The sequence below is a fragment of the Arthrobacter sp. TJ-178 genome (assembly GCF_058269275.1).
In genome coordinates this window covers 719991-746057 of sequence record NZ_JBZCNK010000001.1, presented here as the reverse complement: position 1 = coordinate 746057, position 26067 = coordinate 719991, and the positions used below count along the sequence as shown (strand labels likewise).

General features: G+C 65.3%; 23 protein-coding genes. 7 read left to right on the top strand and 16 right to left on the bottom strand.

The genetic code is table 11. The annotated features are described in order from the left end of the window. Nucleotides 1-99 precede the first annotated feature (99 nt). Nucleotides 100-1095 carry a DnaJ C-terminal domain-containing protein gene (locus AC4D2Q_RS03495; RefSeq protein ID WP_490944982.1) on the top strand — a complete coding sequence of 332 codons (996 nt, stop codon included), beginning with the start codon at nucleotides 100-102 and terminating at the stop codon, nucleotides 1093-1095. Nucleotides 1096-1180: 85 nt separating this feature from the next. Next, nucleotides 1181-1693: a heat shock protein transcriptional repressor HspR gene (locus tag AC4D2Q_RS03490; protein ID WP_490944980.1), complete on the top strand. Its 513-nt coding sequence runs from the start codon at nucleotides 1181-1183 to the stop codon at nucleotides 1691-1693. Nucleotides 1694-1718: 25 nt separating this feature from the next. Here AC4D2Q_RS03490 and AC4D2Q_RS03485 read toward each other — a convergent pair whose 3' ends face one another. The 5 genes from AC4D2Q_RS03485 to trmB form a co-directional block, all read right to left on the bottom strand. Further along, entirely contained in the window at nucleotides 1719-2492 is a 774-nt protein-coding gene (locus AC4D2Q_RS03485; RefSeq protein ID WP_490944979.1) for an ABC transporter permease, read from the bottom strand. Then, nucleotides 2489-3460, bottom strand: coding sequence for an ABC transporter ATP-binding protein (locus AC4D2Q_RS03480; protein ID WP_490944978.1), 972 nt, complete (start codon nucleotides 3458-3460; stop codon nucleotides 2489-2491). Before AC4D2Q_RS03480 ends, AC4D2Q_RS03485 begins: the two co-directional genes overlap by 4 nt. A gap of 87 nt (nucleotides 3461-3547) precedes the next feature. Next, complete coding sequence (locus tag AC4D2Q_RS03475) at nucleotides 3548-4228, bottom strand: class I SAM-dependent methyltransferase (RefSeq protein ID WP_490944977.1); 681 nt, start codon at nucleotides 4226-4228, stop codon at nucleotides 3548-3550. A 115-nt stretch (nucleotides 4229-4343) separates the two neighbouring features. Beyond that, on the bottom strand, nucleotides 4344-5357 hold the full coding sequence (locus tag AC4D2Q_RS03470; protein ID WP_490944976.1) for an NYN domain-containing protein: 1014 nt from the start codon (nucleotides 5355-5357) through the stop codon (nucleotides 4344-4346). Nucleotides 5358-5362: 5 nt separating this feature from the next. Continuing rightward, the gene (gene trmB / locus AC4D2Q_RS03465) at nucleotides 5363-6244 is read right to left on the bottom strand and encodes a tRNA (guanosine(46)-N7)-methyltransferase TrmB (RefSeq protein ID WP_490926194.1); all 882 of its coding nucleotides are present in this window, start codon (nucleotides 6242-6244) and stop codon (nucleotides 5363-5365) included. A 323-nt stretch (nucleotides 6245-6567) separates the two neighbouring features. On the opposite strand from trmB, the gene AC4D2Q_RS03460 reads away from it, so the two are divergent. Next, complete coding sequence (locus AC4D2Q_RS03460; protein WP_490944974.1) at nucleotides 6568-8190, top strand: DEAD/DEAH box helicase; 1623 nt, start codon at nucleotides 6568-6570, stop codon at nucleotides 8188-8190. 79 nt (nucleotides 8191-8269) lie between these two features. Here the strand turns inward: AC4D2Q_RS03460 and AC4D2Q_RS03455 are convergent, their stop codons facing one another. Both AC4D2Q_RS03455 and AC4D2Q_RS03450 read right to left on the bottom strand, forming a co-directional pair. Further along, nucleotides 8270-8833, bottom strand: coding sequence for a HutD/Ves family protein (locus tag AC4D2Q_RS03455; protein WP_490944971.1), 564 nt, complete (start codon nucleotides 8831-8833; stop codon nucleotides 8270-8272). Nucleotides 8834-8859: 26 nt separating this feature from the next. Continuing rightward, nucleotides 8860-9345: a pyridoxamine 5'-phosphate oxidase family protein gene (locus tag AC4D2Q_RS03450; protein WP_490944969.1), complete on the bottom strand. Its 486-nt coding sequence runs from the start codon at nucleotides 9343-9345 to the stop codon at nucleotides 8860-8862. Between the two features lie 89 nt (nucleotides 9346-9434). Here AC4D2Q_RS03450 and AC4D2Q_RS03445 point away from each other — a divergent pair, with 89 nt between their 5' ends. Continuing rightward, complete coding sequence (locus AC4D2Q_RS03445; protein WP_490944968.1) at nucleotides 9435-9911, top strand: YccF domain-containing protein; 477 nt, start codon at nucleotides 9435-9437, stop codon at nucleotides 9909-9911. Nucleotides 9912-9913: 2 nt separating this feature from the next. Here AC4D2Q_RS03445 and AC4D2Q_RS03440 read toward each other — a convergent pair whose 3' ends face one another. Together AC4D2Q_RS03440 and betT are read right to left on the bottom strand one after the other, a co-directional pair. After that, complete coding sequence (locus AC4D2Q_RS03440; protein ID WP_490944967.1) at nucleotides 9914-11869, bottom strand: penicillin-binding transpeptidase domain-containing protein; 1956 nt, start codon at nucleotides 11867-11869, stop codon at nucleotides 9914-9916. A 49-nt stretch (nucleotides 11870-11918) separates the two neighbouring features. After that, nucleotides 11919-14027, bottom strand: a complete 2109-nt coding sequence (betT, locus tag AC4D2Q_RS03435) for a choline BCCT transporter BetT (RefSeq protein ID WP_490944965.1) — start codon at nucleotides 14025-14027, stop codon at nucleotides 11919-11921. 392 nt (nucleotides 14028-14419) lie between these two features. On the opposite strand from betT, the gene AC4D2Q_RS03430 reads away from it, so the two are divergent. Then, a complete protein-coding gene (locus tag AC4D2Q_RS03430) occupies nucleotides 14420-15028 on the top strand; it encodes an SRPBCC domain-containing protein (RefSeq protein WP_490944964.1) in 609 nt (202 codons plus the stop codon). A gap of 258 nt (nucleotides 15029-15286) precedes the next feature. Then, nucleotides 15287-17917 carry an ATP-dependent chaperone ClpB gene (clpB, locus tag AC4D2Q_RS03425; RefSeq protein WP_490926201.1) on the top strand — a complete coding sequence of 877 codons (2631 nt, stop codon included), beginning with the start codon at nucleotides 15287-15289 and terminating at the stop codon, nucleotides 17915-17917. 36 nt (nucleotides 17918-17953) lie between these two features. Here the strand turns inward: clpB and AC4D2Q_RS03420 are convergent, their stop codons facing one another. Continuing rightward, nucleotides 17954-19045 (bottom strand): septum formation family protein, encoded by a 1092-nt coding sequence (locus AC4D2Q_RS03420; protein WP_490944963.1) that lies wholly within the window; start codon nucleotides 19043-19045, stop codon nucleotides 17954-17956. Nucleotides 19046-19320: 275 nt separating this feature from the next. Between AC4D2Q_RS03420 and AC4D2Q_RS03415 the strand changes: the two genes are divergently transcribed. Beyond that, complete coding sequence (locus AC4D2Q_RS03415) at nucleotides 19321-19557, top strand: DUF3073 domain-containing protein (protein ID WP_104102792.1); 237 nt, start codon at nucleotides 19321-19323, stop codon at nucleotides 19555-19557. Nucleotides 19558-19737: 180 nt separating this feature from the next. On the opposite strand, the gene purM is transcribed toward AC4D2Q_RS03415, so the two are convergent. The 6 genes from purM to AC4D2Q_RS03385 form a co-directional block, all read right to left on the bottom strand. Then, a complete protein-coding gene (gene purM, locus AC4D2Q_RS03410) occupies nucleotides 19738-20853 on the bottom strand; it encodes a phosphoribosylformylglycinamidine cyclo-ligase (protein ID WP_490926203.1) in 1116 nt (371 codons plus the stop codon). Beyond that, nucleotides 20850-22418 (bottom strand): amidophosphoribosyltransferase, encoded by a 1569-nt coding sequence (gene purF / locus AC4D2Q_RS03405; RefSeq protein ID WP_490944962.1) that lies wholly within the window; start codon nucleotides 22416-22418, stop codon nucleotides 20850-20852. The genes purM and purF overlap by 4 nt, the downstream gene beginning before the upstream one ends. A 73-nt stretch (nucleotides 22419-22491) precedes the next feature. Then, on the bottom strand, nucleotides 22492-22779 hold the full coding sequence (locus AC4D2Q_RS03400) for a hypothetical protein (RefSeq protein WP_490926205.1): 288 nt from the start codon (nucleotides 22777-22779) through the stop codon (nucleotides 22492-22494). 25 nt (nucleotides 22780-22804) lie between these two features. Further along, nucleotides 22805-23185: a sterol carrier family protein gene (locus AC4D2Q_RS03395; protein ID WP_490926206.1), complete on the bottom strand. Its 381-nt coding sequence runs from the start codon at nucleotides 23183-23185 to the stop codon at nucleotides 22805-22807. Nucleotides 23186-23203: 18 nt separating this feature from the next. Beyond that, nucleotides 23204-24226: an asparaginase gene (locus AC4D2Q_RS03390; RefSeq protein WP_490944961.1), complete on the bottom strand. Its 1023-nt coding sequence runs from the start codon at nucleotides 24224-24226 to the stop codon at nucleotides 23204-23206. 4 nt (nucleotides 24227-24230) lie between these two features. Further along, the gene (locus AC4D2Q_RS03385; RefSeq protein ID WP_490944960.1) at nucleotides 24231-25973 is read right to left on the bottom strand and encodes a molybdopterin-dependent oxidoreductase; all 1743 of its coding nucleotides are present in this window, start codon (nucleotides 25971-25973) and stop codon (nucleotides 24231-24233) included. Nucleotides 25974-26067: the final 94 nt, after the last annotated feature.

Here is a 26067-nt window from a genome sequence, read left to right as displayed (position 1 = left end):
TCACGGCGGCCCCGGGTACTTCTTATTCAGCAGTGCATGTCCGGTCCGCAACCCGCGGGTTGCGGGCGGGAGCAGTAAAACCGAGGAAGGGGACGCCAATTGGCTAGTCAGGATTGGGTCGATAAGGATTTTTACAAGATTCTGGGCGTCCCCAAGGACGCGTCGGAAGCCGATATCAAGAAGGCGTATCGGAAGCTGGCGCGCAAGTATCACCCGGACCAGAACCAGGACGACCCCTCGGCTGAGCGGATGTTCAAGGATCTTTCGGAAGCGTACTCGGTGCTTTCGGACGCCGAGGAGCGCCAGCAGTATGACGCCATCCGCGCGATGGGCAGCGGTGCACGGTTCTCCGCGGGCGGCCCCGGCGGCGCAGGCCCCTCAGGAGGAGCCGGTTTCGAGGATCTCTTTGGCGGACTGTTTGGTCAGGGAGCGCGTCCCGGAGGCGGCCGCCGCACCAGCTACAGCACCGGCGGCAGCAACATTCCGCCGGAGTTCGCCGACCTGTTTGGCGGCGGAGGCTTCGGCGGCGGGTTTGGTTCCGCTCCGCCGCAGAAGGGCGCCGACCGCACGGCCAGCACCACCATCTCCTTTGCCGGGTCGATTAACGGCACCGTCATCGGGCTGCGGGAGCCCAGCGGTGAAGTGGTGGAAGTCCGGGTGCCTGCCGGAGTCAAGGACGGCCAGAAGATCCGGGTCCGCGGCAAGGGCCAGCCCGGTGCCGCAGGCAACGGCGACCTGATGGTCACCGTAAACGTCACCCCGCATGATTTCTTTGTCCGGGACGGCAACAACATCCGCATCCATGTTCCGGTCAGCTTCCCCGAGGCCGCACTCGGCGCCACCATCGAGGTGCCGACACTGACCTCGGAGACCGTGAAGCTGAAGGTTCCTGCCGGTACGCCGTCGGGGCGCACCCTGCGGGTCAAGGGACGCGGCGTGCAGACGTCCAAAGGCAACGGCGATCTCCTGGTGACGGTCGACGTCGCCGTTCCGTCACATCTCAATAAGGAAGCGAAGGCTGCGGTTGAGGCTTTTGCCGATGCCACCAAGGGCGAGGATCCCCGCGCCGGGCTGGCATCCAAGGCCCGCCTGTAGCTGACGGATTCGAGGTCCGGTTTCCCGTGCCGCGGGAGCCGAACCGGGCTATGGTTACTACTTCAACAGCTGTCAAGGAGGAACAATGGGAATAGACGTCAACGCGCCTATCTTTGTGATCTCCGTTGCCGCAGAACTGGCTGACATGCATCCGCAGACACTGCGGCAGTATGACCGGCTGGGCATTGTCTGTCCGAGCCGCGCTCCCGGGAGGTCCCGGCGCTATTCGCAGCATGACATCGACATGCTGCGCGAGGTTCAGCGCCTGTCCCAGGAGGGTGTCTCGCTGGAGGGCATCAAGCGCATCATGCAGCTGGAAAACCAGGTGTCCGGGCTCCGCGCCCGGATTGATGAACTCTCAGCCGAGCTGGACGCGGTCCAGCAGCGCACTCCCGACCGCAGCCGGGTGTTCGCCGCGGGTCTGGCCGGCGACGTCGTGACCCTGACCCGCGGACAGCGTCCGCCGGCGTCGAGGCCGTTCGGGACCCAGCTGAGCCTGGCCTCCCTGGTGCAGCGGCGGGGCAGGCTGCGGGCGCTTCCGGCCGGCAAGAAGGATGCCATGGACTACGCCGACGACGGCTACGTGCAATCGCTCTAGGCACGGATACGGCAGGTCCCGGCGCCTAACGGAAACGCCGCCCCTGGTCCCGCCGGTTGGCCCACACAGCCAGGGCTCCCAGCACCAGCGTCCAGGCGACGAGGCAGGGGATTGCCGCCGTGCTCAGCGGCTGACCGGCAAAGACCGCCACTGAAAGGTCGCGGGCAGCCCGGGTGGGCAGGAACAGGGAAAAACTGTTCAGCCCGGAACTGAACAGCTCCGGAGGAAGCATCAGCCCGCCGGCAAAAGCGAGCGGAAAGAACACCACCTGGGTCACGGCGATTGCGACCTTCGAGGTGCACAGATAGCCGATCAGCAGGCCCAAAAACAGGAACGGCAGCCCGCAGGCCAGCCACGCCAGCATGGCAGCCGGCACCCGCCACCAGGACAGCGCGCCTGACCTGAAAGCGTCCAGCGCCGACGTGGTGAACATGCCCACCAGCATCACCGGAATCAGGGAAAAGAACGCAAACAGCATGGCCGTCAGTGCCCGGGCCACAGTTGGCGGGACGGCGCCGGCCGGCAGCGTCCGCACGTAGCTGCTCCACGGATTGGCGCGGTCCTCGGCAACACCGATGCCGTAGTTGAACAGGAACGAACTCATCACGCCAAAGAGCGCCAGCTGCGCGACGGCGATCAGCGAGGCCACGGGGTTGGAGGTCACTGCCTGCTGCGGAAGGACAAAGAAGACCAGGGCCAGAGTGGGGAAAAGCGTCGACGAGATGACGGAAATCGGGATGCGCAGCTGTTCCAGCACCTGAGCCTTGGTGTGCGCGCGGACCAAAGCGGCCGTACTCATGGCTCCTCCTCGGCAGCGGGTTCCCGCATGCCGGCACCCAGATGCGTCAGGGACAGGAATGCCTCTTCGAGGCTGGCCGTGTGGACCTCCAGCCGGGAAAACGGAACGTTGTCACGGACCAGGCGCCGTACCGTTGCATCCGAGTCCCGGCTCAGCACCGTCACTGAGCCGTCCGCCCCGGCGGTGGCCCCTGCGCTTTCAGGCAGGGATTCAAACCACGACGGCGGACGGTCGGTGTGGAATGACACCCTGCTGACGGAGACCCGGCTGCGGATCTGGTCCACGGTTCCGTCAGCAACCACCTCTCCGTTGTCCAGAACCGCCACCCTTCCGGAGAGGGCCTGGATCTCTTCCAGGTAATGGCTGGTCACCAGCAGTGTGCCGCCGTCCCGCCGGTACTGGCCCAGCCGCTCCCAGAGGTTTTCGCGTGCCTCGACATCCAGCCCGGTGGTGGGTTCGTCCAGGATGACCAGCCGTGGCCGGCCCACCAACGCAAGTGCCACCAGCAGCCGGCGCTGCTGGCCGCCCGAGAGCCCGCCGCATTGCTTGTCTGCAATGTGCGTGAGCCCGAATTCGGCCAGCAGCTGGGGCGCCGGTACCGGATGTTCATAGTGGGCAGCAACAAAGTCCACCGTTTCCCGTACCCGCAGCGTGGGCGGCACCGACGTTGCCTGGGGTGTTGTTCCAAGCTGCCGCCGCGCGGCAGGCTCACGGGGATTGCGGCCAAAGAGCTCCACCGTTCCAGCTTCCGGGGTACGGATCCCGCACAGCAGGTTCAGCAGGGTGGACTTTCCTGCGCCGTTGGGGCCGAGCAGCCCCAGAGCTTCTCCGGCCCGGATGTCCAGGCTGACCCCGCGCAGGGCAGGCTTCCCGGCATAGCTTTTAGTGACGGACCGCGCAGCTGCCAACACCTCTGAGGTGCCGGCGGAGCCGGCCGACCGAGTTGCGGAACTGGGAATGGAAGTCACGGTTCCTTCATGCTGTCGACCGCCCGTCCGGCCTGTCAAGGTTCCCTGGGACGATGAGCGGGGCCGCTAATCAACGGAGACTGTTGCTCAGCTCAGGCGGCGTGCCCGCAGGATGACGTCCTCGGTGTGGTGGGAGCCCGCTCCGGTGGACACATGCCGGGGGCGGGTCTCGTCCAGCTCGATGCGCCAGTTGCCGTCCAGCAGGTCCGCCACGTCCCTAAGGCCCACGTAGTCGCGGAGATCGACACCGTGCTTTTGAGCTTCCTCAGGTGTGGGCAGCGGATGGTGCACCATGAGGAGCACGCCTCCGGGAGCCACGGCATTAAGGAGGGCTCTTTCGGCTGCGTTTGTCCCGGTGCGCAGCAGCGCCGGATACTGCGCCGATACCAGGTCAAAGGAGGCCGGGGGAAGGGCCGCCTCCACCAGGCCGGAGTGCAGCCACCGGACGGTAACGCCCCGCTGCCCGGCCTGCCGGGCGGCCCGGTCGAGAGCCACCCGGGAGACCTCCAGCGCCGTGACGTCCCAGCCCTGCTCCGCCAGCCACACGGCGTCGGCGCCCTCCCCGCAGCCAACGTCCAATACCCTGCCGGGCTGCATCCCGCTCGCCTCGCCCACCAAGACGGCGTTGGGCTGTCCGCTCCAGAGTGCGGGCTTTTCGGTGTAGCGCTGGTCCCAGAAGGACCTGATTGCTTCCGGCGTCTTTGGCGGGGTCATGCCGGGCTCAACCGGTTCGGCGGAGTCCGCGGCGTGGTGATTTCTGTGTTCCATTACTGAAGCATGCATCGGGGACCTGCCGCCGGCAAAGTCCTTTTGCCGCCATGGCAAACAACGCCTGCCCGAAGTCTCCGATGCGCAGATGCGCAATGGGGCAGGAGCCGATAAATCAGCGCTTCGGAGTATCCGCGTCCGGCCGCAGGCGGATGAGGCGCTGCGGTCCGCTTTCCTCCAGCTCCACCAGATCGCTGTGCGAGGCGAGGAAGTCCGTGAAGGACCGGTAACCGAGCGGCTTCTCGTTGAAGGAGGGATCCATCCGGCGCATCTGGTTCTTGATGGTGCCGGTATTGAGCCACTCGTCAGCATCGCCCTTGGCGTGGCCGATCTGCAGTGCCCGGAGGAGCAGTTCCGTGGCGATGGTCTGCGGATCGATGTCCTCGGGTTCCTCCGGCTCGTCGAGCTGGATGTCACCGGCGTCGGAGAACATGGGGATCGTGGTGAGAATCCGGGTCTTGCCGGAGACCGGCTCGGGCTGGACTTCCGCAGGCTGGGGAAGCTTCCCGCCTGCTGCGGGGCGGTCCGCCGCGGCAGCGGCTGCAGCACCCTTGTCGATGCCCGGCAGCGAATCGTAGTCTTCGAATTCATCACATGCTGCGGCGAGGGACGTGCTGGTGGATCCGGCGACGCCGATGCCCACCACAAAGCGGCCGAGCCGCTTGGACTTCTGCGCCAGTGCGATGTAATCGGAATCTCCGGCCACGATAATGACGTGCGTGAGGTCCGGCAGGCGGAAGAGGTCCTCCACCACGTCAACGGCAAGGCGGATGTCCGCACCGTTTTTGGTGCCCCTCGTGGTGGTGGTGAACAGCTGGGTCAGGTCCACCGCGCGGGACATGAGCTGGCGCTGGTAGCTGGCATTGACCGGAACGGACCAGTCGGCATAGGCGCGGTTGACGACGAGCGTGCCGAAGGACGCGGCGAAGTCGATAATGGCGTTGAAATCGACGGTTGCCGCGGTCAGCTTGGCTGCAATCTCGGGATCCGCGTCGCGGCTGAACTTGTCAAAGTTGCGGATGCCGTCGCGCTGGAAGGCATTGCGGCCGTGCAGCTGCTGGTATCGCGAGATGACAATGTTGTCGAAGTCTATGTAGAGGCCGACGCGGGCATCATTGGGTTCTGTCATGGGAATCATGCCTTGCGGTAGGTGAGGTCGAAGATCAGGCGCCCGGCCTGGTGGGCTTTGTTCTCGAAACTGGTCAGGGTGCGGCCGTCAAAGCGCGGCGCCCACCCGCCCCGGGTGTCGACGTCGTTCACCGGCGCCTTCTTTTCCAGCCCCTCCCGGTTGACGCGCGTCAGCGGGCTGTCTTCGCCGGCGCGCTCGCCGTCGTGCAGGTTTTCAAACCGGGCCGAAGCGTCCAGTACTTCACGCATCTGGACCGCGTAGTCGGACCAGTCGGTCGCCAGGCGCCAAATGCCGCCGGGCACCAGGACGCGGGCCACCAGCTCGGCGAACTCGTCCTTGACCATGCGGCGCTTGTGGTGGCGGGTCTTGTGCCAGGGGTCGGGGAAGAAGACCCAGACCTCGTCCACTGAACCGGCCGGAAGCATAGTGGTCAGGACCTCGGGAGCATTGGCTTGCACCACGCGGACATTGGTGAGTTCCTTCTGGCCAATGCGCTGCAGGGTCTGGGCCAGGCCGGGAAGGTAAACCTCCACCGCGAGGTAGTTCTTGTCCGGGTTCTGTTCTGCGGCGTGCGTGACGGCTTCGCCCAAGCCGGAACCGATTTCCACCACCAGGGGAGCGGACCGCCCAAACTCCGCGGCGGCGTCGAACACGTACTCCGGATCCACCGAGGTGTCCGCTTCGGCGCGGGGGACGTCAATGACAAACTGGTCCGACAGCTCGTCCCAGGCCTGCTGGCGGCGGCCCTGGAGGCGGGATCCGCGGCGGACAAAGGAGACCGGCGAGCGGAAGTGCCGGGCGTCTCCGGTTTCATCCGGCACGCCGGCATCCGCCGGATCTTCAGCGTTCAGGGAGCCGGCATCGGGCAGGGCTGGTTCAGTAGTCATCACTGTTAATGTTATCGGCTGCGCAGCGGCTCGTTCGCAGCCCTCCGCCGGGCCGGAACCGGCCGGTTTGGGACGGTTCCGAGGCCCTGCGCTGAGCCGCCGATTAGGAAACTGGGAACAAACCGGTAAACTGGACGAAGTTGTTGTGACTGCCGCGCCTCAAAGCGCGTGTGTAAGCAGCGCAACCTGCGTCGATAGAACGCTTTCTTTTGTCCCGCCGGCCCCTTGCGGCCGAGCCACTGGACACTGTCTGACTTTTCTTCGGCGAACCCCCGGCGCCATACGGTTTTGGGGGCCACTTACCGAAAGTTGCTTGTCTTTTAATGACTACTTTTGCTGCCCTTGGTGTACCCAAGGCTCTGGTTTCCTCCCTCTCCGCTTCCGGAATTGACGAAGCATTCCCGATTCAGGTTGAAACCCTTCCCGACACACTTAAGGGCCGCGACGTGCTCGGCCGTGGCCGCACAGGCTCCGGCAAGACCCTCGCTTTCTCACTTCCGCTGGTTACCCGGCTGGCCGAGGCTGAAGCGGCTTACCGCCGCAAGCCCAACCGCCCGCTTGGGCTGGTCCTGGCACCTACCCGCGAACTGGCCACACAGATCAACAACGTGATTGAGCCGCTCGCCAAGGAACTGGGCCTGACCACCACCGTTATTTACGGCGGCGTCTCCCAGCAGCGCCAGGAAAAGGCACTCAAGGCCGGCGTTGACATTGTCATTGCCTGCCCCGGCCGGCTTGAAGACCTGATGAAGCAGAAGGTCATCAGCCTGGAATCCATTGAAATCACTGTGCTCGATGAAGCCGACCACATGGCTGATCTTGGATTCCTGCCGGTTGTGCAGCGCCTGCTGGACCGCACTCCTGAAAAGGGACAGCGCATGCTGTTCTCCGCGACGCTGGACAACGGCGTGGACAAGATCGTCCGCCGCTACCTGTCCAACCCGCTGACACACTCCGTTGATGAGCCGCAGGCAGCGGTGTCCACCATGGACCACCACGTGCTGCTGGTCCAGGACCAGACGGCCAAGAAGCTGCTCGTCAAGGAACTGGCCTCAGGCTCCGGCCGGCGCATCATGTTCATGCGAACCAAGCACCACGCCCGCAAGATGGCCAAGTTCCTGACGGACAGCGGAATTCCCACCGTTGACCTGCACGGCAACCTGTCCCAGAACGCCCGCGACCGGAACCTGGCGGAATTCTCCTCCGGTGACGTGCGCGTACTCGTAGCCACCGACGTCGCAGCCCGCGGCGTGCATGTGGATGACGTTGAGCTGGTTGTCCACATCGACCCGCCCACGGAACACAAGGCATACCTGCACCGTTCAGGCCGTACGGCACGCGCCGGTTCTTCCGGAACCGTCGTCACGCTGACCCTGCCGGAGCAGAAGAGCGAAGTGTCCAAGCTGATGAAGGCTGCAGGCGTTGACGTCTCCATTGAAAAGGTTTCGCACAATTCTCCGTCCATCGCCAAGCTGATCGGTGACCGAGCCGCTGTTGTGGAGCCGCATGTGCGCGCCGCCCAACTGGCGTCGAAGTCCCCGCAGCAGGGCGGCGGCCGCTCCACCGGCGCCAATGCCCAGCGCAAGCGCGCTGCCCGTTCCACCACCGCACCCCGTGCCGGCGGCCGGGGCGGATCAGGCGGCCGCGGACGCGTTTCGGCTGAGCGCAGCGACCGCAGCGAGCGTGACCGCAACGACTTCACGCCCGACGCACCCCGCGCCCAGCGCACCCAGGACGGACGCCGCGGAGCAGCTGCTGCTGCCACCGCACAGGGCCGCAACCGCCGCCCGGCCACCGGCCAGCGTGCCGGAGGCGAGGGCGCAGCATCCGGCCGCCCCGCGGCCGGAACACGCGGACAGGCACCTTCCGGTGCCGGCCGTCCCGCCCGCGGCGCAGGCCCGCGCCGTGCCACGGCTCCGGCCTCCAATGAGCGCCGGTCCCGCTAGGGTTCAGCTCTAAAGCACAAAAAGGCGCCTGCTTCCTTCGGGAAGCAGGCGCCTTTTTGGCTTTTAAAGGGCTCCGGCCCTAGTCCAGCTCGTAAAAGGATACGACGGCGGCAAACCCGCGTCCCAGCACCGCGGGACGCTCCGCATCCCCGGCCACGGCGTCCAGCGGCTCCAGCGCCGCCGAGGAACCGTCCGCTGCGGTGACCGTGGCGCTTCCGTGCAGCAGCACCAGGAACTGGCCTTCGCCGAGGGTTTGCGGGTTCTTCTTGGACAGCTCTGCCACCATCACGGCAGCACCGGTGGTGTTCCGGTCCGCCAGCGTGTTCAGGACGGTCACCGGACCGGTGGGCAGAGCGGCCTCGGCCGGAGAGTCGCCGGAGTACCGGAAAGGACGGAATTTCTCCATGCCGTGTTCCACGCCGTCCACGGAAAGGACCAGCAGTTCTCCCTCCACCGGCACCGTGATCCGGTCCATTCCCGGGAACGCGGTGAAGGCGCCGGGCTTGTCGATGGACGCAATGCTCAGGCGCCACCCCGCTCCTGCCGCGAGCTCCTTGACCCGGCCGTTGTTCTTTCCCCAGGAGGCGGAGGCCAGCCCTGGAAAGCGAATGACGGTGTTGTCCATGTCTGCTGTACTGCTCACGGTGTCCTAACTCGCTGAACTGTTTCTTACTCGATCGAAGGCTGCGGATTGGCTCCGCGCAGGTAATGCCTGCGGGCAGCGCTGTTGATTCGGAAACTGCGGCCGCTGGTCTCTGCCGGCTCGATCCGCATGAAGTGGTTCTTTTCCCCGGACTGCCAGGGGAACAGGGGGAGTTCATCCGAGGCGAGGACTTCCTCGATGGACTCCAGCCGTACGGCGGATCCCTTCAGGACAACGCTCCAGGCGAAGCCGAGGTTGTCATCGTAACCGTCCACTTCGAAAGCGACAGCGCTGCCTTCCAGGGCTGCCCGAAGCTTGGTTCCTTCAGCGGTCCGGAAAACAACGGACCCGCGGTCCACGACAAAGTTGATCGGGAAAATCTCGGGATGCGCGTCGGTGATGACGGCCAGCCGGCCGATCTCCGCGCTGCGGATGTAATCCCAGCATTGGTTGGCAGTCAGTTCGACGGGCTTGGCGGCGGGTGTTCCGGCATCATCATTGATTGGCAACATGCACCCAGTCTAGTTGCAGCGGCCCGAACCGCCGCCAGCCACGGCCGTGAAGCATGGTGCCGCACGGGAGTGTGCACCACAATGAGACGATGAACCTCATCCTGAACATCATCTGGCTATTGTTCGGCGGCATCTGGCTGGCCCTGGGCTATGTGCTGGCCGGCATCGTGTGCTGCGCGCTGATCGTGACCATCCCGTTCGGCATTGCTTCTTTCCGGATCGCGGCTTACGCGTTCTGGCCCTTCGGACGAACGGTGGTGGACCGAGGCGGCGCCCCGGGATTTTTCTCCACTGTGGGCAACGTGATCTGGCTGGTGGTGGCCGGAATTTGGATCGCCGCCGGGCACATCATGACGGCTATTCCGATGTTCCTCAGCATCATTGGCATCCCGCTGGGCATTGCGAATCTCAAAATGGTGCCGATTTCCCTGATGCCGCTGGGCAAAGTTATTGTTCCCACGGGCCGTGCGGGCATCACGCCGTACGGTTCGGCTGTCCCTTACGATGCGTACGGTCCCGGCCAGGGATCCGGGCCGGGCTCGACCTACGGGCAGTACGGCCGCTAAAACTATCCGGCGACGCCTTCCAGGAAGGCCTTCATCAGCGGTCCGCCGGAAGTGGAGCCCAGTTCGCCCTCGGCCACGAAGACCGCCACTGCCAGGTCGCCCTGCAGGGAAACGACCCAGGCGTGTGTGCGCGGCGGCGTCTCACTGCCGAACTCCGCGGTGCCGGTCTTGGCCAGCACCGGTTCACCCGGTACGTCCAGCAGCATCTTTGCGCCGCCGTCGGTGACCACCCCGCGCATGAGCTCGCGCAGCGTACCCGCCTCGGCGGCGGTGAGTGAGCCCGCGTCGGCTATGGCGGTCGGCTCGGGGGAGACGGTCGCAGACGGTGTTGCCGCCCCGCCGTCTGCCTCGGTTGCTGCCGCCGGGGTGACCAGACGAGGCGTCACCCGTTCTCCCTTGCCCACTGATGCGGCGGCGATGGCCAGGGTTAGCGGGGAAACCAGGATTTCGCCCTGCCCGATCATGGAGGCTGCATGGGCTGTGCCGTCTGCCTTCTCCGGCACGGACCCGAAGAAGGCCTCCACGCCCATCGACGCGGGGACCCCAATGCCCAGATCCGCGGCGGCAGCCGCCAGTGCGTCCTGCGGAATGGTGTCCCGGGCATTGATGAAAGCGGTGTTGCAGGACTGCGCAAAGGCGTCACGGAGCGGGATGTTGCCCACGAACGCCGCCGGATAACTGCTCGCATTGTTGAACTTTCGTCCGTCAACGCTGACTTCTTCCGCGCAGGACAGGGCGGTATCCGGGGTGTTCCCCTGGCGGAGCAGGGCGAGCGAGGTTGCAATCTTAAAGGTGGAGCCGGGCGGGTACTGGCCCAGGAGCGCGGTTTGCTGGCCCTCGCTGCCGGGGCCGTTGGCGACGGCGAGAACGTCGCCGGTGGAGGGCTGGACGGCCACGATCGCGGACGCCGAAGGCTCCTGAGCCAGGACGTCCTCCGCCAGTGTCTGCAGCCGCGGATCAAGGGTGGTTTGCAGGGGAACGCCGTTCGTTCCCGGGTGAAGGTCAAAAACCGGGGTGACGCCGGTGGGATGTTCGATGCTGACTGCCACGCCGGGACTGCCCTGCAGCTGATCGTCATACTGCTGCTGCAGCCCGGAGAGTCCGGTCTGGTCGCCGGGTGAAAGCTTGCCGTCTGACTTCTCAATCACCTCAGCGGTGGCCTCGCCCACGGTGCCGAGCAGGGCGCGGGCAAAGGTCCGGGTGGGAGCGAGCGTGCGGGTATCGGGAAATGTCACGGCACCCGGAATGGCGGCCAGCGCTTCGGGAGTGGTGGGGCCGTCGGCTTCCTGGCGCTGGACGATCGCTTCAACGAAGGCTTCCGGGCCGGCCGCTTCAACCTGGGCCGTGTACGCGGCCGGATCCAGGCCGGCGAGTGCGGCCAGCGCGGCGGCGGAGGAGGCCTGCTGTTCCGCGGACACATCCGGCTTGTTGATGCCGATCCGCAGTACCGGCCGGGAGCTCATCAGGGGCTGGCCGTTGCGGTCCAGGATGTCGGCGCGAATCCCGCGGAACGTGGTGCGGACTAAGCGGTCGCCGTCGGCAAGGGAGTCAAAGAACACGGACGGAGCCCACTGGACAAGCCAGGCATCGTCTTCCCCGCGCTGCAAATCCGCAGTGGTCTCGTACTGCCAGTCCGGCTCCGAGTCCATGTTCACGTCCCAGGCGTAGGCCAGGCGGGCGGTGGCGGCGTCTTCGTTCTCGGAGTCTTCCTCGATCCCGGCCACGGTGACAGCGGGGCGGACTGTGCCCATGCCTGCCAGCAGTGTCTCCAGTTCGGTGTTCACCTGTGCGGGGGTTCCCGAGGTAAAGGCCGACGCCGCAACGTCCGCCTTGGCCAGACCCTCGGCCAGGGCAGCCGCGGCGTCGTCGGGGGAGGACTTTTGCTCCGAACAGGACATCAGCGTCAGCGCCAGGGCCGATACGGCCAAAACAGATGTGAGCTTGTGGTTTTTCCCCATTCGCACAATCTACCCGGTCCGTGATCGGGATGATGCGACGCCCACCTGGTCAGGCGCGTCCTGCTCCGCCGGCAAAATCCGACTCCCAGTTGTCTTTTGTTGCCTGGTCCTCCGCAATCGACGTGTTGCCGGGTACTTCCCGGTTCAGGTGCAGGAACTCCAAATGAGTCTCATAGTGGTCCAGGACATCGGTGATGACCTGTTCCTTGGTGTAGCCCATGAGGTCATAACCGTGGCTGCCCTCAAGGGAGAACACCTCCAGGCGGAAATACTTGCTGTCCGCCGATGCGTTGTGGGCATAGGACGGGGTGTCACACTGCACGGGGTAAATCTGGTACTTGAAACCCCGTTCTTCGGCCATGCCCACCTGCAGATCCAGATGGTGGATGCCGTACGGGGCCACCTCGCCTTCGCAGAGGACGGCGTCGGCGCCGCGCTCCCTCAGCTCGTCATGGACCTCCTGCAGGGCGGGCCGTGCCACATCCTGGATGAAGCGTGCCGCCTGCCGCGGCCCCGGATAGGTCATCACGCGCGAAAGCCGCTGGCGCCAGCTGCGCCCGCCGCGGGCATCCATGCTGCGTCCGGCGATGATGCTCGGCAGGGAGGCCCGGTAACTGTCCGTCAGCGAGTTCTCCACCCGCAGTGCCTTGTAGACGCCCAGCATGATGAACAGCAGCAGGATGGACAAGGGCAGCCCCATGATGATGGTGGCGTTCTGCAACGTGGTTACCCCGCCCACCATGAGCATGGCCAGGGTGAGCAGCCCGGTGGCCACGGACCAGAAGATGCGCAGCCACTTCGGTCCGTCGGAGTCTGCGTCCTTCAGGTGTGAGGTGAAGTTCGCCATCACCAGTGCACCGGAGTCCGCGGAGGTCACATAGAACAGCAGGCCGGTGAAAGTGGCGATGGCAGCCGTCGCCGGTGCCCACGGATACTGTTCGAGCAGCCCGTAAAAGGCCCGCTCGGGCTGGTTCATGGCCGTATCCCCGAAGGCGGCGTTGCCGCCCATGACCAGGTCCAGGGCGGAATTGCCGAAGATGGAGATCCACAGCAGGATGAAGGCAAACGGGACAATCATGGTGCCCAGGACAAATTCGCGGATGGTCCTGCCGCGTGAAATCCGGGCCAGGAACAGCCCCACGAACGGTGCCCAGGCAATCCACCAGGCCCAGAAGAACAGGGTCCAGGAACTCAGCCAGTCATCCGGGCGGTCATAGGCCATGGTGTCCATGGTCATGGACGGGAAGCTGCTGAGGACGTCGCCGGTGTTCTGGACAATGCCGTCCAGCAGGAAGCTGGTCCGGCCGGCTATCAGGACAAAAAGCATGAGTCCAACGGCAAGGATTACGTTGAGCTCCGAGAGCCGGCGGATTCCCTTTTCCACGCCTGAGACCGTGGAGATGGTAGCCATGAGAACCGACAGGACAATCAGGGAGATTTGGACCGTCAGGTTTTCCGGCAGGCCGAACATGGTGCTCAGCCCGTAGTTCAACTGCACGACGCCGATGCCCAGCGAGGTGGCGATGCCGAAGATGGTGCCCAGGAGGGCAGCGATGTCCACCCCGTGTCCCAGCGGCCCGTCGATCTTCTTTCCGAAGATGGGGTGCAGCGCGGACCGGATGCTGAGGGGCAGGTTGTGCCGGTACGCGAAGTAGCCCAGCGCCAGGCCCATCAGTGCATACAGCGCCCAGCCGGTAATGCCGTAGTGAAACAGGGTCAGCACCAGTGCCTGCCGCGCCGCTTCCGCGGTGCCGCCGTCGCCGGCCGGCGGAGCAAGGTACTGGGAGACCGGCTCGGAGACGGAGAAGAACATCAGGTCAATGCCGATGCCGGCCGCGAACAGCATGGCGGCCCAGGTGAACATGCTGAAGTGGGGTTTGGAATGGTCCGGGCCGAGCTTGGTTTTGCCCACGCGGGTCAACGCTGTCACCAGGACAAATATGAGGGCCAGACTGACCACCAGGAAGTAGTACCAGCCCATGTTGACGGAGACCCAGCGCACCATGGAACCGATGACTGACTCAGCGTTGTCCGTGGCCAGCATGGCCCACAGGGCAATGGACAGGACACCGGCGGCCGAGCCTATGAAGACTGTCTTGTTAACGCGGGTCCGCAGCTCAGCGGCTTCCGCAGGCTCCGGCTCCGCAAGTTTTCTCATTGGGGACAATCCTTCAGGTTGCTGTGGAGTTGCAGTACTCCGGCAGCCAAAAGCGTTGGTGTTCCGGCAACGCACCAGCCCGCACTTTTCGTCACGGCAGGACCCGTGACAGCGGACGGCTGAGCGGCTGCGGAGGACATTTCGAATTTATCAAAAGCCTGATCAGCACCACTATTTGTATGGCTCCGGTCACGGCCGGACGGTGCTGCCGCGACTGCGCCGGACCCTGTCCACCGCTGGTTTTCCCTGCTACCGTTTTGCAAAACAGGCCGTCCGCGGCCTCGGCGCCCAACCCGCTTCCGCTGATTCCTGCTGACGGCCCACCGGCCTTGACTGCTGCCGGAGGACCCGGAACCGGCGGCCGGTTGCTGTTCTACAGAGGAGTGGAAAACATGTCCGAACCGGACTTCGCGACCGCATCCACCGAGCGCACTTTCGGCCGGCGGCAGATCCAGGCAGGCCACGCCCTCATGATGGTGCTGACCCGGCCCATCCATTATCCGATTGAAGAGGTCTGGTCCGCCATCTCAGATCCGGATTCTTTGGAACGCTACATTGGACGGCCGGAGGGGGACCTGCGACGCGGCGGATCCTATGAACTTCCAGACGGAACGCGGGGGGAGATCCTGCGGTGTGACCCTCCGCGGCTGTTGACCGTGTCAGTGAAACGTCCGGGCGGCCACTCGGCGGAACTGGAAATCCATCTGACGGCTGATAATGCCCGGACCGTGGCCGAGCTGAAGTATGCCTCGATCCGGCCAGGCTTCGTTCTGATTGACGCGAAATCAGGCGAATGGGCTGCAGGGCCCGGATGGGAGTTTTTCCTCGACAGCCTCATCGACTATCTGGGCGGCACCGAACCCGACGAGGCGCTGGGAATTATCGGCTGGACGTCGCTGGAAGGGGACCGCCGTGAACTGTATGAGACGCGCAACGCTCAGTGGGAAGGGGCCAAGGCTCACTGGGACCACGAACACGAAGCAGCTCCGGGACCTTCCTGATCCGGACCCGGCCCACATCCTGACACGGCTCTGAGGCGGCTCCGGCCTGATCCCTGCACACCCGTATTCGACCCCGGTTGCCCGCTCTCTGCCGGCACCGTTCGAATTGATGCAAACGTCCCGCCAGAAGCTGTGGATAACTTTACAGACTAAGTTGAGCGGAATACACTCAAGTTTGTTGCGTCCGGTCGGGTGATCTTCTTCTTTGCCATCCTTCCGGGAGCTGAATGATCAGTTTGAGCTTGGAAGGAGCCCGTAGTGGACACCAAATTCACCAACAAGAGCCAAGAGGCGCTGCAGGCAGCTGCCATGAACGCCACCACGGCGGGCAACCCCCAGATCGAGCCGGCCCACGCGCTGAAGGCACTCATGGACCAGCGGCAGGGGGTTGCGGTTGCCCTGCTCAAGGCCGCGGGAGGCAATCCGGACACCGTAAGCGTCGCCGCCAGCAACGCCATCCATGCCCTGCCCTCGTCCTCCGGCTCATCCGTGGCGCAGCCGCAGTTTTCGCGTCCGCTGCTGCAGGTGATTAACGCGGCGCAGCAGGAAGCCGAACAGCTCGGCGACGCCTACGTGTCCACCGAGCACCTTCTGCTGGGGCTGTCCCTGGACAGCGGGCCTGCAGGCAAGGCCCTGCGGGACAACGGCGCCGGCCACGATGCCCTGCGGGCCGCCCTTCCATCCGTACGAGGAGACCGAAAAGTGACTACAGCCGATCCGGAGAACACCTTCCAGGCACTGGAAAAGTTCAGCACTGACCTGACCGAGATGGCACGCAGCGGCAAACTGGACCCCGTGATCGGCCGCGACGCGGAAATCCGGCGGGTGATCCAGGTGCTCAGCCGCCGCACCAAGAACAACCCCGTCCTGATTGGCGAACCGGGAGTTGGAAAGACCGCCGTCGTCGAAGGCCTTGCCCAGCGCATTGTGGCCGGCGATGTGCCCGAAAGCCTGAACGGCAAGACCCTGCTGTCCCTTGACCTGGGGTCCATGGTGGCCGGTGCCAAGTACCGGGGCGAATTCGAGGAACGGTTCAAAGCCGTGCTGGAGGAAATCTCCAACGCCGAAGGCCAGATTGTCACCTTCATCGATGAGCTGCACACCGTGGTGGGAGCCGGCGCGGCGGAGGGTTCCATGGATGCGGGCAACATGCTTAAGCCCATGCTGGCGCGTGGAGAGCTGCGCCTGATCGGCGCCACCACCCTGGACGAATACCGGGAGAACATCGAGAAGGACGCAGCGCTGGAGCGGCGGTTCCAGCAGGTGTACGTCGGCGAGCCCAGCGTGCCGGACACGATCGGCATCCTGCGCGGCCTGAAGGAACGCTACGAGGCCCATCACAAGGTGGCCATTGCGGACTCTGCCCTGGTGGCGGCTGCCACCCTGTCCAACCGGTACATCACCGGCCGTCAGCTCCCGGACAAGGCCATTGACCTGGTGGATGAAGCCGCGTCGCGGCTGCGCATGGAGATTGACTCCGCCCCGGAGGAGATCGATGAATTGCGCCGGGCAGTGGACCGGCTGACCATGGAGGAACTGGCGCTCGCCAATGAAACGGACGCCGCCTCGGTTGAGCGGCTGGAAGTCCTGCGCGAAGACATGGCCAATAAGAAGGAACAGCTGGCTGCGCTGAACGCCCGCTGGGAAGCGGAAAAGGCCGGCCTCAACCGGGTGGGTGACATCAAGGCGCAGATCGACGAGCTGCGCAGCGAGGCGGAAAAGTTCCAGCGCGACGGAGACCTCACCGAGGCTTCCCGCATCCTCTACGGGGAGCTCCCCGCTCTCCAGAAGGAGCTGGAAGCAGCTCAGCAGGCGGAGGAAAGCAAATTCGGCGAGGAAACGCATGAGCTGATGGTGTCGGAGGAAGTCACTGCCGACGACATTGCCGAGGTCGTTTCGGCCTGGACCGGGGTACCGGCCGGGCGCATGCTCCAGGGTGAATCCCAAAAGCTGCTGGACATGGAGGCGAACATCGGCTCGCGCCTGATCGGGCAGACCAAGGCGGTCAACGCCGTGTCCGATGCCGTCCGCCGGTCCCGTGCCGGTGTGAGTGACCCGGACCGTCCCACCGGTTCCTTCCTCTTCCTCGGCCCCACGGGCGTGGGCAAGACGGAGCTGGCCAAGGCCCTGGCGGAATTCCTCTTTGATGACGAGCGCTCGATGGTGCGCATTGACATGTCCGAGTACTCGGAGAAGCACTCGGTCTCGCGGCTGGTGGGTGCTCCTCCGGGTTACGTGGGTTACGAGGAGGGCGGCCAGCTGACCGAAGCGGTCCGCCGCCGGCCGTACTCGGTGATCCTGCTCGACGAGGTGGAAAAGGCCCACCCGGAAGTCTTCGACATCCTGCTCCAGGTGCTCGACGACGGCCGGCTCACCGACGGCCAGGGCCGCACGGTGGACTTCCGGAACGTCATCCTCATCCTGACGTCCAACCTCGGCTCGCAGTTCCTGGTGGATCCGGGCCTGACCGAAGAACAGAAGCAGGAGTCGGTGATGTCCATGGTCAACGCCAACTTCAAGCCTGAGTTCCTGAACCGGCTCGACGACGTCATCCTCTTTGATCCGCTGAGCCTGGAGGACCTCTCCAAGATCGTGGACATCCAGGTGCAGGCGCTGGCGAACAGGCTGCATGAACGCCGGCTCGTTCTCGACGTCACCGATGCGGCCCGGGAATGGCTGGCGCTGACGGGTTACGATCCCGCGTACGGTGCCCGCCCGCTGCGCCGTCTGGTGCAGCGCGAGATCGGAGACAAACTGGCCAAGGGCATTTTGGCCGGCAAGATCTCCGACGGTGACACTGTGCTGGTGGACCGCCCCGAGGGCAGTATGAGCGTGGACGGCGAAGAGCTGGTGGCTGAACCGGCGGGGCTGACGGTGGAAGCCGCCTAGGCGGCAGCAGCCTTCTCCCTGACAGCCTCCCCGCTTCTATTCCTGGAGCAGGGAGGCTGTCAGGTCCTGGTCGCCGCTGGAGACCACAAAGCAGTCGACCCGGCGGTCCCCGTCATCCCAGGAGTCTTCGGTGGGAACCACTTTGGTTTCCTGCAGCTTCAAATCGGGGTTGGCGGTCAGCGCCTCTGAGTACTGCACCTGGGAGCAGACCTCTGTGGCCTTGGCCGAAAGGGCCTCGGAGCCGGGAAAGTCGTCATCCTCCGGATAAGAGTCAGTTGCCACCAACTGAGCATTATGCGGCGTCTCGCAGGTCACCACGGTGACGGGCTGGTCGAACGCCTCAAATCCCTGCAGGCAGTCGCCTGCCGACAGATCCAGAGGTTCCACGTTTTCTTCCACGACTCCGGGAGCCTTTTCCGGTTGGAGCACCACCGTAAAAAGCAGTACCACGAGGACGGCAAGGATGCCCAGTATGCCGAGGATGATCAGGACCCGCTTCGTGTTCCCGCCGTCGCTGGTGCCATTGCCCGTGCTGTTGCTGCCGGCTCCCGCGGGCTGTTCTGGATTCCGGTGGGAGCGGCGCGACTCCGGAGCCGGTGCGGCGGCTGGCTTCTCAGCAGCGCCGGCATCGTCTTTTGCACTCTCCGGGCGGGAGGCCTTCGCCGCCCCGGGCTGGCCGGCAGTCAGGGCGGCCGGGTGATTCGCCGCCGGATCGGTCAGAACGGCTGCATCTGCGGCTTCGGCCTCCACGGCCTTGACCTCGTCCTCGGCGTCAGCGAGGGAGGAGGCCTCCGCGGCATCGGCGCTGATGTCCGGGCTCTCCAGTGCCGGCTCCGCCAAAGTGACGTCATCGGTCAGCTCGGGTTCCGCTGCCGTATGGGCGGGCTCATCCTGCGGGCCGGCGGGGTTCTCCGCCTGGCCGTCAAAGGCTGTGGACCACAGCTCGCTGTCGTGGCCCTGGTCGCCCGTGAGCCACTGCGGCGGCTCTGCGTGGGCTTCAAGATCGGGCAGAACCGCAGCCGCCTCCTCCGCTTCCTGTGACGGCTCCGGAGTGGCTTTTGCCGCGGGTGTCGAAGCTTCGTGCGCAGGAGAGGGACGGTTCTCCGGTGTGCTGTTTTTATCGCTCATGGTGAACGTCATTCCTCCCTGCAGACGGCCTTCTGCGGCCCCGAATTGGTCTCTACCCCTGACTTTACCCAGTCTTGCCGGAGGACCGCAGGGCCGGGGCTTTCACGGGCTGTGAACAATCGGGTAGCTTCGAGTGCCTTATAAGGCGAGGCGGGCACCAAGGTGCCCGGAAAACATGTAACCTGTACTTACGACAAATTGACCAAATATTCCGGGGCCTCGCTCATTTGCTCAGAGCGACCACCTCCGGATCGACGCAAAAAGGGGGTCACGCCATGGGGCGCGGCCGTCAAAAGGCAAAAGCAACCAAGCAGGCCCGGGAAATGAAGTACTTCACCCCGGCCACGGACTACTCGGCACTGCAGCGTGAGCTTGCGGGACCAACGAGCCGTCCATCGAGTCGATATCCCGAGGAGCCGGCTGAGCCGGACTACTCGGCGTACGAAGACAAGTACGCGGATCAATTTGGCGACGATGACGACGATGAAGGTACTTCCCGCCGCACCGGCTAAAGCGGCTCTTCAAAGCGTCGGCCAATTGCTATCCTTCAGCGGATCACCCCCGGGTTGATCCGCTGAAGGCCGTTAAGACACGTTTACTGCTCAAGGCCGTATCTTCAGCACGGAAAAGGGTGCCCATCGAAGCCGATGGGCACCCTTTGCACAGGACGCTGAGGGAAGCGGACGCTTTGGTTAGACGGCGTAATTTCCCACGAGCCGGACGGCTCCGCCGTCAACGCCCTTGGCGCCCTGAACGTAGTCCGGGCCGGGCTGTACGGAGCCCGCAGCGCCCACGGTGCCCATCACCCAGGCCGGAACTCCGCGCTCTGTCAGCCGGGCAACGGCTGCATCCGCTCCGGCAGCATCGACGATTGCCACCATGCCCACTCCGAGGTTGAGCGTGCGCTCAAGATCCGGCTGCGGAACGTTGCCCAGCTCGGCCACCAGCTTGAAGATGGGCGGCAGTTCCCAGGTGGAACGGTCCACTGTGGCTTCGAGTCCCTTGGGCAGTACGCGCGCCAGGTTGGCTGCCAGGCCGCCTCCGGTGACATGGCTGAACCCGTGGACTCCGGCGGCTTCCAGACGGGCCAGGTCCAGGCAGTCGGCTGCATAAACCCGTGTCGGTTCCAGCAGCTCTTCACCCAGCGTGCGTCCCAGTTCGCTGACCTGGCGCTCCAGCTGCCAGCCGGCATGATTGATGACTCTGCGGACCAGGGAGTAACCGTTGGAATGAAGGCCCGAGGACGCCATGGCGATCACCACGTCGCCGTTCCGCACCCGTTCGGGACCCAGCAGGTTGGCGGCTTCCACCACACCCGTGGCGGCACCGGCGACGTCGTACTCGTGTTCGCCCAGCAGCCCGGGGTGCTCGGCGGTTTCGCCGCCCACCAGCGCGGTCCCTGCCACCTCGCACGCTGCCGCGATGCCGCGCACAATATCGGCGATACGCTCCGGAACCACTTTGCCGCAGGCGATGTAATCGGTCATGAACAGCGGCTCGGCACCCACCACCACAATGTCATCCACCACCATGCCCACCAGATCAAAACCAATGGTGTCGTGGATGTCCAGGGCCTGCGCAATGGCCACCTTGGTGCCCACGCCGTCGGTGGAGGTTGCCAGCAGCGGCTTCTTGTAGGTCAGGAGCCGGGACACATCGTAGAGGCCGGCGAAACCGCCCACCCCGCCCAGGACGGAGGAGTTGTGGGTGGCCTTGACTGCCGACTTCATCAGTTCAACGGCTTTGTCTCCGGCCTCAACATCAACGCCTGCAGAGGCATAGGTGATGGCGGTGTTGGACGAGCTCATACGGCTTCCTTCTTGTCGGACTCGGTGAGGAGGTTCTCATACTCGGAATCAGGGCCCGGGTCGCAGCCGTTGGCACTGCTGTCCTCGGCAGGGTTGGCCGGGGCAGCGGTTTCCAGCAAGGACTTGCCGAGTTTGTCCGCCGAGGGCAGCTCAATGGGGTAGACGCCGGTGAAGCACGCAGTGCAGAGGCGCTCGCGCGGCTGCTGGGTGGCGCCGATCATTCCGTCTTGGGAGATGTACGCCAGGGTGTCCGCGCCCACGGAGGCGCAGATTTCCTCCACCGCAGCACCGTTGGCGATCAGTTCCGCCCGGGAAGCGAAGTCGATCCCGTAGAAGCACGGCCACTGGACCGGAGGGGAGGAGATCTTCACATGTACTTCGGCGGCACCCACCTCGCGAAGCATCCGCACAATGGCCCGCTGGGTGTTGCCCCGGACGATGGAATCATCCACCACCACCACACGCTTGCCGCGGATGACGGATTCCAGGGCGTTGAGCTTGAGCTTGATGCCCAGCTGGCGGAGTGTCTGGCTGGGCTGGATGAAGGTGCGGCCCACGTAGGAGTTCTTGACGAACCCGTGGGCAAAGGGAATTCCCGATTCTTCTGCGTACCCCACGGCCGCAGGGGTTCCGGATTCCGGCACCGGAATCACGATGTCGGCTTCCACCGGATGCTCACGGGCCAGCTGGCGGCCCATCTCCACCCGGCTCTCGTAGACGGACCGGCCGCTGATGACGGCGTCGGGCCGGGCAAGGTAGACGTACTCGAACACGCAGCCGGCGGGGGTGGGTTCGCCGAACATCGTGCTCCGGATGCCGTCTTCATCTATCGCGATGAATTCACCGGGCTTGATTTCCCGGATGAAGCTGGCGCCAACGGTGGCCAGGGCGGAACCTTCGGAGGCCACCACCCAGCCGCGGCTCAGCCGTCCCAGGACCAGCGGGCGCACGCCGTACGTGTCGCGGGCGGCGTAGAGCGTGCCTTCATCCATGAAGACAAAGGAAAACGCTCCGCGCAGCTGAGGCAGCAGTTCCAGTGCCGTGGCTTCCAGGGAGCGTCCGTCCGAGCCGTTGAGGAGGGCCGTGACCAGGGCTGTGTCCGATGTGTTGCCCTGGGCAATCTCGCCCGAACGGGGGTGGCCCTCGCGTTCAACGATCCGCTCGTACAGTTCGGCGGAATTGGTCAGGTTCCCGTTGTGGGCCAGAGCCACCGTGCCGCTGGCGGTGGCTCCGAGAGTGGGCTGCGCATTGGCCCACTGCGAGGCGCCCGTAGTGGAATACCGGCAATGCCCCACCGCAATGTATCCGGTGAGGGTATTGAGGGTTGTCTCGTCAAAGACCTGGGACACCAGGCCCATGTCCTTGTAGACACTGATTCTTTTGCCATCACTCGTGGCAATGCCCGCGGACTCCTGTCCGCGGTGCTGCAGGGCGTACAGCCCGTAATAGGTAAGCTTCGCTACCTCTTCGCCGGGGGCCCAGACGCCGAAAACTCCGCAGGCATCCTGCGGACCTTTTTCGCCGGGCATGAGATCGTGGGAAAGCTTTCCATCACCGCGTGCCATGTGAGTAGTCTCTCACGCCGCAGCGAAAGGTTTACCTTGATGCGCAACCATTACGGCCGCGTGCAGAAACGGTTTAGTCTTCGTCCCGTTCAACCACGGCGCGGCGCATTTTGCGGACGCTGATCCAGTCCAGCAGCAAGGCTGCCAAGGCACCCAGGCCTACGCCGGGAATCGCGAACATGATGGTGAAAAACCCAAGGGTCGCAGTGCGCGTGTAGGTGGGATCTTCCGGGCCGCTGTACGCGACCACCAGTGCGGCAATAAAGCCGAGGACCACGCCCAGCAACAGGAACGGAACGAAGCGGGGAGCGCGGCGGACGGTGATCTCACGGCGCTCGGGGCTGTGCTGCTCGGAATTCATATCCAAATTCTACCGGCAGTAGAGATTATCGGGCTGCACGGAAAAGCGGCAGCCACTGGGAAAGGTCGGCCCGCAGTCCCGATGCCGCCACCTTGCCGGCCCCGACGGCGCCGTCCCAGGACTGCCCGCCCGACACCAGCGCCAGCCAGGTGGCGGCGTCGGTCTCGATCACATTGGGCGGCGTGCCGCGGGTATGCCGCGGTCCGGCAACGCACTGGGTGACTCCGAACGGCGGCACCCGCACCTCCACGCTGTTGCCCGGGGCGCGCTCCGCCAGTTCCTCCAGGGTGAAGCGGACCGCCGTCGCCAGGGTGTTGCGGTCGGTCTTGGTTCCGGCTGCTGCGGCGGCCAGAGCCGCACGCAGCGCCGATTCGCCGTCAGGGGCGGGAACCCGTCGTCGTGCCATCTCTTTTGGGCCGGCCGCTCAGGAATCGAGCAGGGCTGAATCCAGCAGGGCCATCACCGGAGCGCCCAAGCGGATGCTGCCCACCGGCTCTCCGCCGCCCAGAATGGGGCGGACAATCTTGTCCAGCACGGCACTGATCTTTCCGGGGTCCACGGCACCGCTGGCGGCCAGGAGGGTCAGACCCACCAGGGACGCGGCCCGGGTGTCGCCGTCGAGCATCTTCAGGGCCACAGACACGCCCGTGTCAGTGCCCAGAACCAGCACGCCCTCGGCGCCGTTCTTGCAGATGATGCCCAGATCCTCCATCACCACGGTGTTTTCGCGGCCGTGGCCGTGGACGGCCCAGGGGTAATCCAGCATGGCGGTCGCCACCGTGGCAGCCCGGGCATTGCCGTGCTTGTTTGAGGGAGCTTTGGACAAGCGCCCGATTCCGCGGGCCAGGCCGGTCAGCGAAACCGCGGCCAGCGGGGCACCGCAGCCGTCAGTGCCCCAGTGGGTGATGCTTTCACCGGTGAATTCCTCGATGACGTCGGCAATGCGCTGCTGCAGCGGATGCTGCGGGTCCAGATAGGTGGCGTGGTCCCAGTTGTTCTCGGTGCAGGCCCAGAGGAAGGCCGCGTGCTTGCCGGAGCAGTTGAAGGCGAGCCGGTTCTTGCCCTTGCCGGCACGGATAAGCTCGTGGCGGGCGGTCTCGTCCTGGGGCCAGTCTTCGGGGCACTGCAAATGGTCTTCGGTGACGCCGGCGGCGGCCAGCATGGTCAACACCACGTCGGTGTGCTCTTTGGCGCCGATGTGGCTGGCGGCGGCCAGGGCAACCTGCGGTCCGCGCAGCGGAACCCCGGACTGCATCGCGGCAATGGCCTGGAAAGGCTTGAGTGTGGACCGCGGGAAGATGGGCGTGGTGATGTCGCCCAGGGCGGTGACTACGGTTCCGTCAGCGGCCATCACCACGGCGGAACCGATATGGCGGGACTCAATGAATCCGCTGCGTTCCACAACGGCAAGTTCAACGGCATCGGACGCAGTAAAAGTGGCAGGCATACTTCTATTCCACCATGAACTGCACCGACTGCCAGCCGGAGGCCCCGTCGGGAACCGTGTCCGCCCGTGCCTCGGTCTGTACGCCGTCGCGGGGGTCCGTGGCACGGGCGCGGACCGTGTGGTTGCCGCGGGACAGGGCTTCGGTGCGGAAGGAAAACTGGCGCCAGGTGTCCACCGAAGCTTCGGCGGCCAGGACTGCCGGCTGCCAGTCGCCGTCGTCCACCTGCACCTCCACGCCGGTGATGCCGCGCTGCTGGGACCAGGCCGTGCCGCCCACGTCCACGGGTCCGGCAGGTACCCGGGCAAAGGACCCCGGCACCTCTACCCGCGCCATGGTTTTCACGGGCGCTTTTTCAGCCCATCCGCGGTCCGTCCAGTAAGCCTTCTGCGCATCGAAACGGGTTACTTCCATGTCAATGATCCATTTGGTGGCGGAGACAAACCCGTACAGGCCGGGAACCACCATCCGGACCGGATAGCCGTGCACCGGCGGCAGGGGTTCACCGTTCATGCCGACCGCCAGCAGCGCATCCCGGTCATCGCGCAGCACTGCCAGCGGGGTGGAGGCGCTGAAGCCGTCGATGCTGGTGGAGAGCACCATGTCCGCGTCGGCGGTGGGCCGCGCCCGGGCCAGCAGCTCGCGCACCGGAAGGCCCAGCCACTTGGCGGTTCCGGCGAGGTCTCCGCCGAGGGGGTTGGAGACGCAGGTCAGGGTCAGGTGGCGTTCCACCAGCGGAGAATCCAGCAGCTCGGCAAAACTGATCCGCACTTCCTGTTCCACGAGGCCGTGGATGCGCAGCTCCCAGGTTTCCGCGTCAATTTCCGGCACGCTCAAAGCAGTGTCAATCCGGTAGAAATCCGCATTTGACGTTAGCCACGGGGTGACACCGGATACCGGTGACTGCAGTCCGGCGGGCAGCGCCGGCGCCGGATCCGCCGCGGTTGGCAGCTTCAGGGCGGCTCGGAAGGACGCAGTGGTGCTGCGGGCCGAGGCGATGGCACGTCCGCCGGCAGCGGCGGCGGCAGCGACAACGGCGGTGAGTCCGGCGGCGGCGAAAAACCCGCGGCGGGTGGTGTTCAGGGGGTGGAGGGGCGCGGGGGACGGGTCGCCGACGACGGCCCCGGCACCGCCGTCGTTCTCTCCGCCCCCCGCTGAGACTGCCTGAACAGCGGGAGAACGTTCGGGGGAACCCGCTGCAAGGTCCCCACTATCCGCCTGCTCCGCGGGCGCTGCAACGGTTGGTCCGGAAGCGGAGGCAGGAATGCGCCGAATCAGTCCCCGCAGGACAAGGATTCCGACGGTGGTGCCCAGCACCGCGGGGGCCGCATCCGCGGCGGCCGCACCCGCCCGCGTCAGCACGCACGCCACAATCACCGCTCCCATGACGACGACGGCGGCCACCCCAAGTTTCCAGCGCCTGCTCGCCAGCACTCCTGCGCAGGCGGCAAGCACCGCAATCGTGAGGGCCATGCCCGCAAACAGGGCGGCCTTGTCATTGGTGCCGAAGGTTTCCACCGCAAAGTTCTTGAGCCACAGGGGGGTGAAGTCGATGAACGTGGACCCCAGCGCAATCAGGGGGCGGGCCCGGGCCGAGAAGAAGGCGGCGGACAGTTCCGCTGCGGCCAGCACGGTTGCGGCGGCGAGGATTCCCGCAAGCGCAGCGTACAGGGCCCTGTGCACGGGCCGGTGCACGGTTCCGTGCCGGGGCCGGGTGGGGACGGCGGGGTACTTCGGGGAAGCGGTCATGGCTCCTATTCGCAGCCGGTGCCCGCTTGTATGGGCGGAGCCGCGGATGCAAGGGTCCTTCGTCACACGGGCGGCGTTCTTTCGGCTGCCGGAG

Coding starts and splice junctions, on each gene's coding strand:
- AC4D2Q_RS03490 (WP_490944980.1), top strand. CDS start 1,181: ATGGGAATAGACGTCAACGCGCCTATCTTTGTGATCTCCGTTGCCGCA.
- AC4D2Q_RS03485 (WP_490944979.1), bottom strand. CDS start 2,492: ATGAGTACGGCCGCTTTGGTCCGCGCGCACACCAAGGCTCAGGTGCTG.
- AC4D2Q_RS03475 (WP_490944977.1), bottom strand. CDS start 4,228: ATGGAACACAGAAATCACCACGCCGCGGACTCCGCCGAACCGGTTGAG.
- AC4D2Q_RS03470 (WP_490944976.1), bottom strand. CDS start 5,357: ATGACAGAACCCAATGATGCCCGCGTCGGCCTCTACATAGACTTCGAC.
- trmB (WP_490926194.1), bottom strand. CDS start 6,244: ATGACTACTGAACCAGCCCTGCCCGATGCCGGCTCCCTGAACGCTGAA.
- AC4D2Q_RS03460 (WP_490944974.1), top strand. CDS start 6,568: ATGACTACTTTTGCTGCCCTTGGTGTACCCAAGGCTCTGGTTTCCTCC.
- AC4D2Q_RS03450 (WP_490944969.1), bottom strand. CDS start 9,345: ATGTTGCCAATCAATGATGATGCCGGAACACCCGCCGCCAAGCCCGTC.
- AC4D2Q_RS03445 (WP_490944968.1), top strand. CDS start 9,435: ATGAACCTCATCCTGAACATCATCTGGCTATTGTTCGGCGGCATCTGG.
- AC4D2Q_RS03440 (WP_490944967.1), bottom strand. CDS start 11,869: ATGGGGAAAAACCACAAGCTCACATCTGTTTTGGCCGTATCGGCCCTG.
- betT (WP_490944965.1), bottom strand. CDS start 14,027: ATGAGAAAACTTGCGGAGCCGGAGCCTGCGGAAGCCGCTGAGCTGCGG.
- AC4D2Q_RS03430 (WP_490944964.1), top strand. CDS start 14,420: ATGTCCGAACCGGACTTCGCGACCGCATCCACCGAGCGCACTTTCGGC.
- AC4D2Q_RS03420 (WP_490944963.1), bottom strand. CDS start 19,045: ATGAGCGATAAAAACAGCACACCGGAGAACCGTCCCTCTCCTGCGCAC.
- AC4D2Q_RS03415 (WP_104102792.1), top strand. CDS start 19,321: ATGGGGCGCGGCCGTCAAAAGGCAAAAGCAACCAAGCAGGCCCGGGAA.
- purM (WP_490926203.1), bottom strand. CDS start 20,853: ATGAGCTCGTCCAACACCGCCATCACCTATGCCTCTGCAGGCGTTGAT.
- purF (WP_490944962.1), bottom strand. CDS start 22,418: ATGGCACGCGGTGATGGAAAGCTTTCCCACGATCTCATGCCCGGCGAA.
- AC4D2Q_RS03400 (WP_490926205.1), bottom strand. CDS start 22,779: ATGAATTCCGAGCAGCACAGCCCCGAGCGCCGTGAGATCACCGTCCGC.
- AC4D2Q_RS03395 (WP_490926206.1), bottom strand. CDS start 23,185: ATGGCACGACGACGGGTTCCCGCCCCTGACGGCGAATCGGCGCTGCGT.
- AC4D2Q_RS03390 (WP_490944961.1), bottom strand. CDS start 24,226: ATGCCTGCCACTTTTACTGCGTCCGATGCCGTTGAACTTGCCGTTGTG.
- AC4D2Q_RS03385 (WP_490944960.1), bottom strand. CDS start 25,973: ATGACCGCTTCCCCGAAGTACCCCGCCGTCCCCACCCGGCCCCGGCAC.